The organism is Pseudomonas nitroreducens TX1 (genome assembly GCF_000313755.1).
GTDB classification, from domain to species: domain Bacteria; phylum Pseudomonadota; class Gammaproteobacteria; order Pseudomonadales; family Pseudomonadaceae; genus Pseudomonas; species Pseudomonas nitroreducens_A.
In genome coordinates this window covers 81,067-93,899 of the sequence record NZ_AMZB01000122.1, presented here as the reverse complement: position 1 = coordinate 93,899, position 12,833 = coordinate 81,067, and the positions used below count along the sequence as shown (strand labels likewise).

The window sequence follows — 12,833 nt, the reverse complement described above, 5'->3', positions numbered from 1 at the left end:
TAGCCCGTCCAATGTCCATGACTCCCCGCGAGATCGTCCACGAACTCAACCGCCACATCATCGGCCAGGACGACGCCAAGCGCGCCGTCGCCATCGCCCTGCGCAACCGCTGGCGGCGCATGCAACTGCCGGCAGAGCTGCGCGCCGAGGTAACGCCGAAGAACATTCTGATGATCGGCCCGACCGGCGTCGGCAAGACCGAGATTGCCCGGCGCCTGGCCAAGCTGGCCAACGCACCGTTCATCAAGGTGGAAGCGACCAAGTTCACCGAAGTCGGCTATGTCGGCCGTGACGTCGAGTCGATCATCCGCGACCTCGCCGATGCCGCGATCAAGATGCTCCGCGAGCAGGAAGTGCAGAAGGTGAAGTACCGCGCCGAAGACGCCGCCGAAGAGCGCATCCTCGATGCACTGCTGCCGCCGGCGCGCACCACCGGCTTCGGTGACGAGCCGCCGCGCGAGGATTCCAACACCCGCCAGCTGTTCCGCAAGCGCCTTCGCGAAGGCCAGCTGGACGACAAGGAAATCGACATCGAGGTCGCCGACATCCCCTCGGGCGTGGAAATCATGGCCCCGCCCGGCATGGAAGAGATGACCAATCAGTTGCAGAACCTGTTCTCCAACATGGGCAAGGGCAAGCGCAAGAGCCGCAAGCTGAAGGTCGCCGAGGCCATGAAGCTGATCCGCGACGAGGAAGCGCAGCGCCTGGTCAACGAAGAAGACCTCAAGGCCCGCGCCCTGGAAGCGGTCGAGCAGAACGGCATCGTCTTCATCGACGAGATCGACAAGATCGCCAAGCGTGGCAACGTCGGCGGCGCCGATGTCTCCCGCGAGGGTGTGCAGCGTGACCTGCTGCCGCTGATCGAGGGCTGCACGGTGAACACCAAGCTCGGCATGGTGAAGACCGACCACATCCTGTTCATCGCCTCGGGCGCGTTCCACCTGTCCAAGCCCAGCGATCTGGTACCCGAACTGCAGGGTCGCCTGCCGATCCGCGTCGAGCTCAAGGCCCTGAGCCCGAGCGATTTCGAGCGCATCCTGAGCGAACCGCACGCCTCGCTGACCGAGCAGTACACCGCGCTGCTGAAAACCGAAGGCCTGGACATCGAGTTCGCCGCCGACGGCATCAAGCGCCTCGCGGAGATCGCCTTTCAGGTCAACGAGAAGACCGAGAACATCGGTGCCCGTCGCCTGCACACCCTGCTCGAGCGCCTGCTCGAAGAAGTGTCCTTCGACGCCGCCGACCTCGCCAGCGAGCACAGCGACAAGGCCATCGTGATCGACGCGGCCTACGTCAACGGCCACCTGGGCGAACTGGCCCAGGACGAAGACCTGTCGCGCTACATCCTCTGAGCGATCCACATCGCTGCGACGGGGCGCCTCAGGGCGCCCCGCTGTTTTTCCGCCGGCGCTACAATGCCGGAATCGCCGTTCAGGAGACGTCCATGCGCATTCCTTCCGCCATCAAGCTGCACAAGGCCTCGAAGAAGCTTTCGCTGACTTATGGAGAGCAATCCTACGAGCTGTCCGCTGAGTTCCTGCGTGTGCATTCACCATCGGCGGAAGTCCAGGGCCACGGCAACCCGGTGTTGCAAGTGGGCAAGCTGAACGTCGGCCTGAACAACCTGGAGCCGGCCGGGCAGTATGCGCTCAAGCTGACCTTCGACGACGGCCACGACAGCGGCCTGTTCACCTGGGATTACCTGTACGAACTCTGCGTGCGCCACGACGAAATGTGGGCCGACTACCTGGCGCAGCTGGAGAAGGCCGGTAAGTCGCGCGACCCGTCGGAGTCCGTGGTCAAACTCATGCTGTAAGTTCATTTCGTAGGAGCGAGCTGGCTCGCGGACCGGTCCAGCGACTGCGCCGCCGGAAAGCTCGTTCGCGAGCCAGCTCGCTCCTACAAAAGCCCCCGCACCGCTCCTACAACTCCTTCGATCTATCCCTCCAGCTCGTCCTGCGCACCAACCTTCGTCGGGCACTCGCTCCAGGGCACGCCATTTGCAACATTCCCGATGCAGACTGCTGCCTGCGTGTTCGCCGTCAGGGAACTGGCGAGATGCCCCCGCTCTAGGGCGCGTTTTCTAACTTTTCCCGACATACTCCTAGGAGAAGGCCCACGCTGCACCAGCTTGCGCGGCGAAGGAAACTCGGGTAACCAAGGCAGTGCAATGTACGGAGTTACAGTGCACCGAGCGTGGTCACCTGAAGTTCCAGTGATGCCGCCAAGTAGATGAATCGCGTGGAGCTGTCTCCACGTTCCGCAACCCCGAGCAGTACTTGGCCTTACGTCACCCAGGTGAGCCCCGCCAGTATGCGTCTCAGGACAATGGAGCGTCGCCGATGACCCAGAAGAACAACAGCGATCTACCCCAGCAAGCCGCGGAAAATACCCTCGCCCTGAACCCGGTGATCGGCATTCGCGGCAAGGACCTGCTCACCTCTGCCCGGATGGTGCTGCTGCAAGCGATCAAGCAGCCCTTCCACAGCGCCAAGCACGTGACCCACTTCGGCCTGGAGCTGAAGAATGTCCTGCTCGGCAAATCCGAATTGAAGCCCTCGGATGACGACCGCCGCTTCAACGATCCGGCCTGGAGCCAGAACCCGCTCTACCGCCGCTACCTGCAGACGTACCTGGCCTGGCGCAAGGAGTTGCACGCGTGGATCGGCGACAGCGACCTTTCCGCCCAGGACATCAGCCGCGGCCAGTTCGTCATCAACCTGATGACCGAGGCCATGGCGCCGACCAACACGCTGTCCAACCCGGCGGCGGTCAAACGCTTCTTCGAGACCGGCGGCAAGAGCCTGCTCGACGGCCTGACCCACCTGGCCAAGGACCTGGTGAACAACGGCGGCATGCCCAGCCAGGTCAACATGGATGCCTTCGAGGTCGGCAAGAACCTCGCCCTGACCGAAGGCGCGGTGGTGTTCCGCAACGATGTGCTGGAACTGATCCAGTACAAGCCGATCACCGAGAGCGTGCATGAGCGCCCCCTGCTGGTGGTGCCGCCGCAGATCAACAAGTTCTATGTCTTCGACCTGTCGCCGGAAAAGAGCCTGGCGCGCTTTTGCCTGCGCAATCAGGTGCAGACCTTCATCGTCAGCTGGCGCAACCCGACCAAGGCGCAGCGCGAGTGGGGCCTGACCACCTATATCGAGGCGCTCAAGGAAGCCATCGATGTGGTCCTGGCCATCACCGGCGCCAAGGACCTGAACATGCTCGGCGCGTGCTCCGGCGGCATCACGACCGTCACCCTGCTGGGCCACTACGCGGCCCTGGGCGAGCACAAGGTCAATGCGTTCACCCAGATGGTCAGCGTGCTGGACTTCGAACTGGATACCCAGATCGCCCTGTTCGCCGACGAGAAGACCCTGGAAGCCGCCAAGCGCCGCTCGTACCAGTCCGGCGTGCTCGAAGGCAAGGACATGGCCAAGGTGTTCGCCTGGATGCGGCCCAACGACCTGATCTGGAACTACTGGGTCAACAACTACCTGCTGGGCAACGAGCCGCCAGCCTTCGACATCCTGTTCTGGAACAACGACACCACGCGCCTGCCAGCCGCCCTGCACGGCGAGTTGGTGGAGATGTTCAAGACCAACCCGCTGGGTCGCCCCGGCGCGCTGGAAGTCGGCGGCACGCCGATCGACCTCAAGCAGGTCACCTGCGATTTCTACTGCGTGGCCGGCCTCTCCGACCACATCACGCCCTGGGAGGCCTGCTACCGCTCCGCGCGCCTGCTGGGCGGCAAGTGTGAGTTCATCCTGTCCAACAGCGGTCACATCCAGAGCATCCTCAACCCGCCAGGCAACCCCAAGGCACGTTTCATGACCGGCCCGGAACTCTCGGCCGATCCGAAGACCTGGCAGGAAAACGCCAGCAAGCACGCCGACTCCTGGTGGCTGCACTGGCAGAACTGGCTGGCCGAGCGCTCGGGCAAGACGCGCAAGGCGCCGACCGTGCTGGGCAGCAAGGCCCATCCGGCTGGTGAAGCCGCTCCCGGAACCTACGTGCACGAACGATGAAAACAGAACTCCTCCCACAAGCCGGCGCCGTGGACGACGCCAACCCTCCTGAATCGCCGCAGGCCGTGGAAGTGGCCGCGCCGACGAGCCGGCGCGCGCGCAGCAAACGCAGCGCGGAGGAGATCCTGCCGAGCAAGGCGCCGGCGGCGCAGCCCTTCGAGTTCCGCACCATCGAACTCGACGGGCAGACCATCCGCACCGCCGTGCGTCCGGGCAAGAAGCACATGACGCCGCTGCTGATCTTCAACGGCATCGGCGCCAACCTGGAACTGGTGTTCCCCTTCGTCGCCGCGCTGGACCCGGATCTGGAGGTGATTGCCTTCGACGTTCCCGGCGTCGGCGGCTCGTCCACGCCCAGCACGCCGTACCGTTTCCCCGGCCTGGCCAAGCTGGCCGCGCGGATGCTCGACTACCTGGACTACGGCCAGGTGACGGCCATCGGCGTGTCCTGGGGCGGCGCGCTGGCGCAGCAGTTCGCCCATGACTACCCCGAGCGCTGCAAGAAGCTGATCCTCGCCGCCACCGCCGCCGGCGCGGTGATGGTGCCGGGCAAGCCGAGGGTGCTCTGGCGCATGGCCAGCCCGCGGCGCTACATCCAGCCGTCCTATGGTGTGCACATCGCCCCGGACATCTACGGCGGCGCCTTCCGCCGCGACCCGAAGCTGGCCATGGCCTTCGCCAGCAAGGTCCGCTCGTCCGGCAAGATGGGCTACTACTGGCAGCTGTTCGCCGGCCTCGGCTGGACCAGCATCCACTGGCTGCACAAGATCCGTCAGCCGACGCTGATCCTGGCCGGCGACGACGATCCGATCATCCCGCTGATCAACATGCGCATGATCGCCTGGCGCATCCCCAACTCCGAGCTGCACGTAATCGACGACGGCCACCTGTTCCTGGTGACCCGCGCGGAAACCGTGGCGCCGATCATCATGAAGTTCCTCCAGGAAGAACGGCAGCGCGCGGTCATTCACCCACGGCCTTTCGCCCCGAAGGCCAGCTGAAGCATCACAGCTTCGTCACAGTCGGCGGGCATCCTGCCTTGACCGATCGCTGCGCAGGCACTTTTTTATACAGAGCCGAACAACAAACAGGCGTGTTCACGGGTATCGACACGTAGCGCCTGATTCGGGACCGCCGCGGCCACCTTCGCAGGTGACCGCAGGGCAACCCGGCTGCTGATCCACTGCCCTGTTTTCGTGCAGTAGCCCTCTCGCGTCGATACCCGTGCACACCCTCGAACCGGCGACAAGCGTCTGGACCGGGCTCCTCCCGACTCCGGTACAGCCCTTGCTTCCGCCTTTGGCAGGTCGGACCCTTTACGGAGTGCTGTTCATGCGAGAGAAAGCTGAACCGGGTAGCGTCCCCGTCCCCACCCAATACATGAATGCGCAGAGCGCGATGGTCGGCCTGCGCGGCAAGGACATGCTGTCCACCCTGCACATGCTGGCGCTGCAGGGCGTGCGCCATCCGGTCCATTCGGCCAGGCACCTGGCGGCCTTCGGCAAGCAGGTGGGCAAGGTGCTGATCGGCGATTCACCGCTGCAGCCCAACCCGCAGGATGCGCGCTTCCAGGACCCGTCCTGGCGCCTGAATCCCTTCTACCGGCGCACCGTGCAGGCCTACCTGGCCTGGCAGAAGCAGTTGCTGGCCTGGGTCGACGAGAGCGACCTGAACAACGACGACCGCGCCCGCGCGCGCTTCCTGCTGTCGATTCTCTCCGACGCCGCCTCGCCATCGAATACCCTGCTCAACCCGCTGGCGGTGAAGGAGCTGTTCAACACCGGCGGACAGAGCCTGCTCAAAGGCGCGCAGCACCTGCTCGACGACCTCATGCACAACGGCGGCATGCCCAGCCAGGTCAACCGCAGCGCCTTCGAGATCGGCCAGAACCTGGCCACCACGCCCGGCGCGGTAGTGTTCCGCAACGAGGTACTGGAACTCATCCAGTACAAGCCGATGGGCGAGCACCTGCATGCCAGGCCGCTGCTGATCGTGCCGCCGCAGATCAACAAGTTCTACATCTTCGACCTGACGGCCGAAAAGAGCTTCGTCCAGTACGCCCTGAAAAATAACCTGCAATTGTTCATGGTGAGCTGGCGCAACCCCGACGCGCGCCATCGGGAGTGGGGCCTGTCGACTTATGTCACCGCGCTGGACGAGGCCATCGACGTGTGCCGCTCCATCAGCGGCAGCCGCAGCGTCAACCTGCTGGGCGCCTGCTCCGGCGGCCTGACCATTGCCGCGCTGCAAGGCCACCTGCAAGCGCGCCGGCAGTTGCGCAAGATTGCCAGCGCCACCTACCTGGTAAGCCTGCTGGATAGCCAGGTGGAAACTCCCGCCGCGCTGTTCGCCGACGAGCAGACACTGGAAACCAGCAAGCGCCGCTCCTACCAGCACGGCGTGCTGGATGGACGCGACATGGCAAAGATATTCGCCTGGATGCGCCCCAACGACCTGATCTGGAACTACTGGGTGAACAACTACCTGCTGGGCAGGCAACCCCCGGCCTTCGACATCCTCTACTGGAACAACGACAACACCCGCCTGCCCGCCGCGCTGCACGGCGACTTCCTCGACTTCTTCAAGCACAACCCGCTGGCCCGCCCCGGCGCGATGGAAGTCAACGGCACGGCCATCGACCTGAAGAAGGTGGCAGTGGACAACTTCCACGTGGCCGGCATCACTGACCACATCACGCCTTGGGACGCGGTGTACCGCTCGGCCCAACTGCTGGGCGGCGATACCCGCTTCGTGCTGTCCAACAGCGGCCACATCCAGAGCATCCTCAACCCGCCAGGCAACCCCAAGGCGTGCTACTTCGAGAACGGCAAGATCAGCTCCGACCCACGCGCCTGGTACTACGACACCAAGCGCCAGGAGGGCAGCTGGTGGCCGCTGTGGCTGGAATGGATCCAGGAACGATCGGGCGAACGCCGCCCGGTGAGTTTCGAGCTGGGCAACGCCGAATACCCGCCGAAAGAAGCCGCGCCAGGGACTTACGTGCACGTGCGTTGAGCCGTGATATCGGAGCTTTTGTAGGAGCGAGCAAGCTCGCTCCTACAGGCACGCCATGCGGAAGTTTGCCGCGAAACCATTGGCAGCCAACTCCCCCTGCGGCTATCGTCGGCCCACTGCGGCTGGAACAAGAGCACGGATGAAAACGCGCGACCGGATTCTCGAATGCGCCCTGCAGTTGTTCAACGAGCAGGGCGAGCCCAACGTTTCAACGCTGGAGATCGCCACCGAACTGGGCATCAGCCCCGGCAATCTCTACTACCACTTCCATGGCAAGGAGCCTCTGGTACTCGCGCTGTTCGAGCGCTTCCAGGACGAGCTGGCGCCGCTGCTCGACCCACCGGAAGACGTTCGCCTGGACGCCGAGGATTATTGGCTGTTCCTGCACCTGATCGTCGAGCGCCTGGCGCACTACCGCTTTCTCTTCCAGGACCTCTCCAACCTTGCCGGGCGTCTGCCCAGGCTAGCCCGCGGCGTGCGCGCCTGGCTCAACCAGCTCAAGCGCACACTGGCCACCCTGTTGGCGCAGCTCAAGGCGCAGGGCGAATTGCTCAGCGACACCGACTCCCTCGGCCAACTGGTGGAACAGATCACCCTGACCCTGCTGTTCTCCCTCGACTACCAGCGCATCCTCGGCCACGCCGGCGACGTCCGCCAGGTGGTGTTCCAGGTGATGATGCTGGTGGCACCGCACCTGCGACCGGACTCGCAGCTGATCGCCGAACGGCTCGCCAAACGCTACCTCACGCCCTGACGCCCCCGCGAGAGCTTTTTCCCAGGGAGAATGAAAACGCCCGGCGCAAGGCCGGGCGTGGGTATTGCAGCAGACCGATCAGGCCTGGGACGGCGGCGGCGTTGCCGGAGCAGCGGCGGACGGCGTCACGGCCGGCGCGGCGGCGGGAGCCGACGGTGCCGGAGTGGCGGCCGGAGCGGCTGCCGGTTTCGCAGCGGCCGGCTTGGCAGCGGCCTTGGTTGCAGCGGGTTTCTTCACGGCAGGCTTCTTCGCCGCGGCCGGCTTGGCTGCAGGTTTCGCAGCGGCAGGCTTGGCGGCAGCAGCCGGTTTTGCAGCCGGTTTTGCAGCGGGCTTGGCGGCAGGCTTCGCAGCAGTTTTCGCAGCAGCGGGCTTGGCAGCCGCTTTCGCGGCAGGCTTGGCCGCAGCCTTGGCAACCGGCTTCGCGGCAGCCTTGGCAACCGGTTTGGCGGCGGCTTTAGCGGCAGGCTTGGCGGCCGGTTTCGCAGCGGGCTTGGCGGCGGTTCTGGCAGCCGGTTTGGACGCCGCAGTCTTCACAGCGGGTTTCGCAGCCGGTTTGGCGGCGGCTTTCGCTGCGGGCTTGGCGGCCGGTTTGGCAGCAGTCTTGACGCTGACGCCAGTGAGTTTCTCGATCTGCTTGGTGAGGCTGTCGACCTTGCTGTGCAGGTCTTTCACTTCACGGCTGCTCGGTACCCCCAGGCGCGAGATCGCGCTGTTCAGGCGCTTGTCGAAAGCTTCCTCCAGCTCGCCCCACTTGCCGATCGCGGCGCCCTTGACGGCATCGACGCGCGCCTTCGCGGAACGGGTGGAGGTTTTCACCGCACCCTCGACTTCGGTCTTGGCCAGTTTCTCGGCCTTCTCGCCGTCCTTGACCAGGGTCTCGAACACCTTGCTGCCGTCCTTGCTGACCTTCGAGTAGGCCCCCAAGCCAGCCAGCCAGATCTGCCGCGAGTATTTCTCGATCTCGCCGATCCAACTGGACTCTTTTTTATCGGTAGTTTTTTTGCCAGCCATCCTGCTCTCCTTATTGGGTTCTCGCGACACGCTCGAGCACTGCGCTCAGCTCATCCAGCTTAGCAGAGAGCGCCTCCACATCACGCCTGGAGGGAATTCCGATTCGGTTGAGGGCAGAGGCGACACGCGCATCGAACACCGCTTCGATCTTCTCGAAGTTCAGCTTGGCCTTCACGCTGTGCAGGCGACCCTTGACGCTGTCGTTGGCGGCGTCGATCTGGGTACTCACCAGGTCGCGTCCCTTCTTCTCCACGGACTCGCCGGACTTGACCAGTTCCTTGAAGTATTCGCTGCCTTCGGCGCCCACGCGGGCATAGGTTCCCAGGCCTGCCAGCCAGATCTGCCGCGCATAGTGCTTGGCATCGGAATAGAGAGAGGATTCGAGTTCTACGACTTTCTTCTTGCTGACGGCCTTGGCCATGGTGGCACCTCACAGGGTTCAGATTCGATGATGTCGAACGCTGCCCGCATCCGGCGGGACTGTGAGCCAAGGTATCGGGGAAAATTAGAAAACACATACCAGGCTTTGCAGGAAAGCCGGCGCCGCCTGAAAACGGCATGGCCCCGCGGGGAGCGGGGCCGCAGGGAATCAGGCGAGGGCCTTGTCCAGCGCGCGTTCGATCTCGCCCTTGAGCAGGCCGCCCATGGCCGAGAGCATCAGGCCCAGCTTCACGTCCACCGCGACCTTGTCCGCGCCCACCTCGATGCGCCCGTCGACGCCACTGCGCTTGAACAGCAGGGTATCGCCCTGCCACTCGCTGTTCACACCGTGCTCGCGGGTGAGCTTGTCGGCGAGCTTCTGCGCCTTGGCGCGGGCGGCTTCCAGGCCCAGCGAGTGATGACGTTCGACGTGGATACGGGACATTCTTGAACTCCGCGAGTGACTGACTTGCCAAATGATACGCGCCGCGCCGTATCGCCGCACCCCGGCGGCGCCCTGACCAAGGCGGCGTTTTCTCTGCTTCCTGTTAGAATGCCCGCCACTGACTTCCAGGGTAGAAATGCCATGAGCGAACCGCGCAAGCCCCAAGCCGGCCAGGACAGCGCCGATCCCACCACGCACTTCGGCTACAAGACCGTGCGTGAGAGCGAGAAGGCCGAGAAGGTCGCCGAGGTATTCCACTCGGTCGCCGCCAAGTACGACCTGATGAACGACCTGATGTCCGGCGGCATCCACCGTCTGTGGAAGCGCTTCACCATCGAGCTGTCCGGCGTGCGCGCCGGCAACCGGGTGCTGGACATCGCCGGCGGCACCGGCGACCTGACCCGCCAGTTCTCCCGCCTGGTCGGCCCGACCGGCGAAGTGGTGCTGGCCGACATCAACGCCTCGATGCTCAAGGTCGGTCGCGACAAGCTGCTCGACAGCGGTGTCGCCGGCAACGTCAGCTTCGTCCAGGCCGACGCCGAGAAGCTGCCGTTCCCCGACAACCACTTCGACGCGGTGACCATCGCCTTCGGCCTGCGCAACGTCACCCACAAGGACGAAGCCATCCGTTCCATGCTGCGGGTGCTCAAGCCCGGCGGCCGCCTGCTCGTGCTGGAATTCTCCAAACCCACCAGCAGCCTGCTGTCCAAGGCCTACGACGCCTACTCCTTCACCCTGCTGCCGCTGATGGGCAAGCTGGTGACCAACGATTCCGAAAGCTATCGCTACCTCGCCGAATCGATCCGCATGCACCCCGACCAGGAAACGCTGAAGTCGATGATGGTGGAGGCCGGCTTCGACCGCGTCACCTACCACAACATGACCGGCGGCGTGGTCGCCCTGCACCGCGGCATCAAGCCCTGATGACCCTGCTCCTGCAGGCCGCCCTGGCCGGCGCCGAGGCAACCGTCAATCGCGTACTGCGGCTTGACGGCGTGGCGCTGAAACGCCTGGGCCGGCTTGCCGGCAAGGTGCTGGAGGTGGACTGCCAGGCGCCCGCGCTCAGGCTGTTCATCCTGCCCGACGCCGACGGCCTGCACCTGGCCGCGCACCATGAGGCGCCGGCGGACTGCACCCTCGTCGCCCCCGCCGGCAGCCTGTTGCAACTGGCCCTGGCCAAGGACAAGACCCGCGTCCTTCACAGCCCCGAAGTGACCATGGGTGGCGACAGCGCGATGCTGCTGGAGCTGGCTGACATCCTCCAGAGCCTGGAGCTGGACTGGGAATACGAAGTCTCCCGCTGGCTCGGCCCGGTGCCTGCGCACCTGCTCGGCGCACGCCTGCGCGGCGGCATGGCCTGGGCCGGCGACAGCCTGGAAAGCCTGCGCCTGAGCCTCGCCGACTACCTCGCCGAGGAAAGCCGCAGCCTGGTCGGCCAGCAAGAAGCCGAAGCCCGCTTCGCCGAGCTGGACCAGTTGAAGATTTCCCTCGACCGCCTCGACGCGCGGATCAACCGCCTGACCCAGAAGATCAAGCCCGACGCATGAAGCTGCTCGCCATCCGCCGCCTGCTGCGCATCCAGCGCATAGCCATCCGCTACCGACTGGACGACATGGTCCTCGACCTGCCCTTCCTGCCCTGGTGGCTGCGCCTGGCCGGCGGCCTGCTGCCGTGGCGCTGGTTGCCGCGCAAGCCGCTGGCGCTCAGCCGTGGCGCACGCCTGCGCCTGGCGCTGGAGGACCTGGGACCGATCTTCATCAAGTTCGGCCAGATTCTTTCCACCCGCCGCGACCTGCTGCCCGACGACATCGCCCTGGAGCTGGCCTTCCTGCAGGACAAGGTGCCGCCCTTCCCGCCGGAACTGGCCGTCGCGCTCATCGAGCAGCAGCTGGGCGCCAAGATCGAGCAGGTGTTCGCCCGCTTCGAACGCGAACCGCTGGCCTCCGCCTCGGTGGCACAGGTGCACACCGCGCAGCTGAAGACCGGCGAGGAAGTGGTGGTGAAAGTCATCCGGCCGAACCTGGAACCGGTGATCCGCTCCGACATCGCCTGGCTGCACATCCTCGCGCGCACCGCCGAGCGTATCTCCGCCGATGCCCGCCGCCTGCACCCGGCCGAAGTCGTCAGCGACTACGAGAAGACCATCTACGACGAGCTCGACCTGCTGCGCGAAGCCGCCAACTCCTCGCAGCTGCGGCGCAACTTCGAAGGCTCGCCGCTGCTCTACGTGCCCCAGGTCTACTGGGACTGGTGCCGCCCCAAGGTACTGGTGATGGAGCGCATCTACGGCATCCCGGTCACCGACCTGGAGACCCTGCGCGACCAACGCACCGACTTCAAGGCGCTGGCCGAACGCGGCGTGGAAATCTTCTTCACCCAGGTGTTCCGCGACAGCTTCTTCCACGCCGACATGCACCCCGGCAACATCTTCGTCAGCACCCGCACGCCCTGGAGCCCGCAGTACATCGCGGTGGACTGCGGCATCGTCGGCAGCCTCACCGACGAGGACCAGGACTACCTGGCGCGTAACCTGATCGCCTTCTTCAAGCGCGACTACCGCAAGGTCGCCCAACTGCACATCGACTCGGGCTGGGTGCCGGCGGAAACCAAGGTCAACGACTTCGAAGCGGCGATCCGCACCGTTTGCGAACCGATCTTCGAGAAGCCGCTCAAGGACATCTCCTTCGGCCAGGTGCTGCTGCGCCTGTTCCAGACCGCGCGGCGCTTCAACATGGAAGTGCAGCCGCAACTGGTGCTGCTGCAGAAGACCCTGCTGAACATCGAAGGCCTGGGCCGCCAGCTCTATCCCGAACTGGATCTGTGGACCACGGCGCAGCCCTATCTCGAACGCTGGATGCGCGAGCGCGTCAGCCCGGGCACCCTGCTGCGCAATGCCCAGCAGCACCTGGAGCAGATTCCCCACCTGGCGCAGATGACCCGCGAGACGCTGGAACGCCTGTCGCGCGATCCGGACCCGGACAAGCGCCTGGTCATCGAGACCCACGACTCCGGCGCAAGCGCCTGGCCGGCGCGACTGATCGGCGCAGTGCTGGTGGCCGGCGCCGCCGAAACCGGCCTCGCCACCCACAGCCTCGCCGCCTGGCCGGCGTGGGCAATGCTGGCCGGTGGTCTGTATCTGATTCTGCGCCGATAGCCAGTCGCCGCA

At 65.1% G+C, this 12,833-nt stretch carries 12 protein-coding genes; 9 read left to right on the top strand and 3 right to left on the bottom strand.

Translation table 11 applies throughout. From position 1 onward, the window contains the following. Nucleotides 1-11: 11 nt before the first annotated feature. The 6 genes from hslU (at nt 12) to C167_RS0120440 (ending at nt 7,791) form a co-directional block, all read left to right on the top strand. Nucleotides 12-1,352, top strand: coding sequence for an ATP-dependent protease ATPase subunit HslU (gene hslU / locus C167_RS0120465; RefSeq protein ID WP_017520169.1), 1,341 nt, complete (start codon nt 12-14; stop codon nt 1,350-1,352). A 92-nt stretch (nt 1,353-1,444) separates the two neighbouring features. Continuing rightward, nucleotides 1,445-1,816, top strand: a complete 372-nt coding sequence (locus C167_RS0120460; protein WP_017520168.1) for a gamma-butyrobetaine hydroxylase-like domain-containing protein — start codon at nt 1,445-1,447, stop codon at nt 1,814-1,816. Nucleotides 1,817-2,342: 526 nt separating this feature from the next. Further along, nucleotides 2,343-4,022: a class II poly(R)-hydroxyalkanoic acid synthase gene (gene phaC, locus C167_RS0120455; protein ID WP_017520167.1), complete on the top strand. Its 1,680-nt coding sequence runs from the start codon at nt 2,343-2,345 to the stop codon at nt 4,020-4,022. After that, nucleotides 4,019-5,023 carry a poly(3-hydroxyalkanoate) depolymerase gene (gene phaZ / locus C167_RS0120450; RefSeq protein ID WP_017520166.1) on the top strand — a complete coding sequence of 335 codons (1,005 nt, stop codon included), beginning with the start codon at nt 4,019-4,021 and terminating at the stop codon, nt 5,021-5,023. Before phaC (C167_RS0120455) ends, phaZ begins: the two co-directional genes overlap by 4 nt. A 331-nt stretch (nt 5,024-5,354) precedes the next feature. After that, entirely contained in the window at nt 5,355-7,037 is a 1,683-nt protein-coding gene (gene phaC / locus C167_RS0120445) for a class II poly(R)-hydroxyalkanoic acid synthase (RefSeq protein ID WP_026079168.1), read from the top strand. A 139-nt stretch (nt 7,038-7,176) separates the two neighbouring features. Continuing rightward, a complete protein-coding gene (locus C167_RS0120440) occupies nt 7,177-7,791 on the top strand; it encodes a TetR/AcrR family transcriptional regulator (protein ID WP_017520164.1) in 615 nt (204 codons plus the stop codon). A 78-nt stretch (nt 7,792-7,869) separates the two neighbouring features. On the opposite strand, the gene C167_RS0120435 is transcribed toward C167_RS0120440, so the two are convergent. The 3 genes from C167_RS0120435 to C167_RS0120425 form a co-directional block, all read right to left on the bottom strand. Then, a complete protein-coding gene (locus tag C167_RS0120435) occupies nt 7,870-8,802 on the bottom strand; it encodes a phasin family protein (protein ID WP_017520163.1) in 933 nt (310 codons plus the stop codon). Between the two features lie 10 nt (nt 8,803-8,812). Further along, nucleotides 8,813-9,223 (bottom strand): phasin family protein, encoded by a 411-nt coding sequence (locus tag C167_RS0120430; protein WP_017520162.1) that lies wholly within the window; start codon nt 9,221-9,223, stop codon nt 8,813-8,815. A gap of 168 nt (nt 9,224-9,391) precedes the next feature. After that, nucleotides 9,392-9,667: a polyhydroxyalkanoic acid system family protein gene (locus C167_RS0120425; RefSeq protein ID WP_017520161.1), complete on the bottom strand. Its 276-nt coding sequence runs from the start codon at nt 9,665-9,667 to the stop codon at nt 9,392-9,394. Between the two features lie 141 nt (nt 9,668-9,808). Here C167_RS0120425 and ubiE point away from each other — a divergent pair, with 141 nt between their 5' ends. Genes ubiE through ubiB form a run of 3 tightly spaced genes read left to right on the top strand, consistent with a single transcriptional unit; the run spans nt 9,809 to nt 12,821 of the window. Further along, complete coding sequence (ubiE, locus tag C167_RS0120420) at nt 9,809-10,591, top strand: bifunctional demethylmenaquinone methyltransferase/2-methoxy-6-polyprenyl-1,4-benzoquinol methylase UbiE (RefSeq protein ID WP_017520160.1); 783 nt, start codon at nt 9,809-9,811, stop codon at nt 10,589-10,591. Next, nucleotides 10,588-11,214, top strand: coding sequence for a ubiquinone biosynthesis accessory factor UbiJ (locus C167_RS0120415; protein ID WP_026079177.1), 627 nt, complete (start codon nt 10,588-10,590; stop codon nt 11,212-11,214). The genes ubiE and C167_RS0120415 overlap by 4 nt, the downstream gene beginning before the upstream one ends. Beyond that, complete coding sequence (gene ubiB, locus C167_RS0120410) at nt 11,211-12,821, top strand: ubiquinone biosynthesis regulatory protein kinase UbiB (protein ID WP_017520158.1); 1,611 nt, start codon at nt 11,211-11,213, stop codon at nt 12,819-12,821. Before C167_RS0120415 ends, ubiB begins: the two co-directional genes overlap by 4 nt. Nucleotides 12,822-12,833 lie beyond the last annotated feature (12 nt).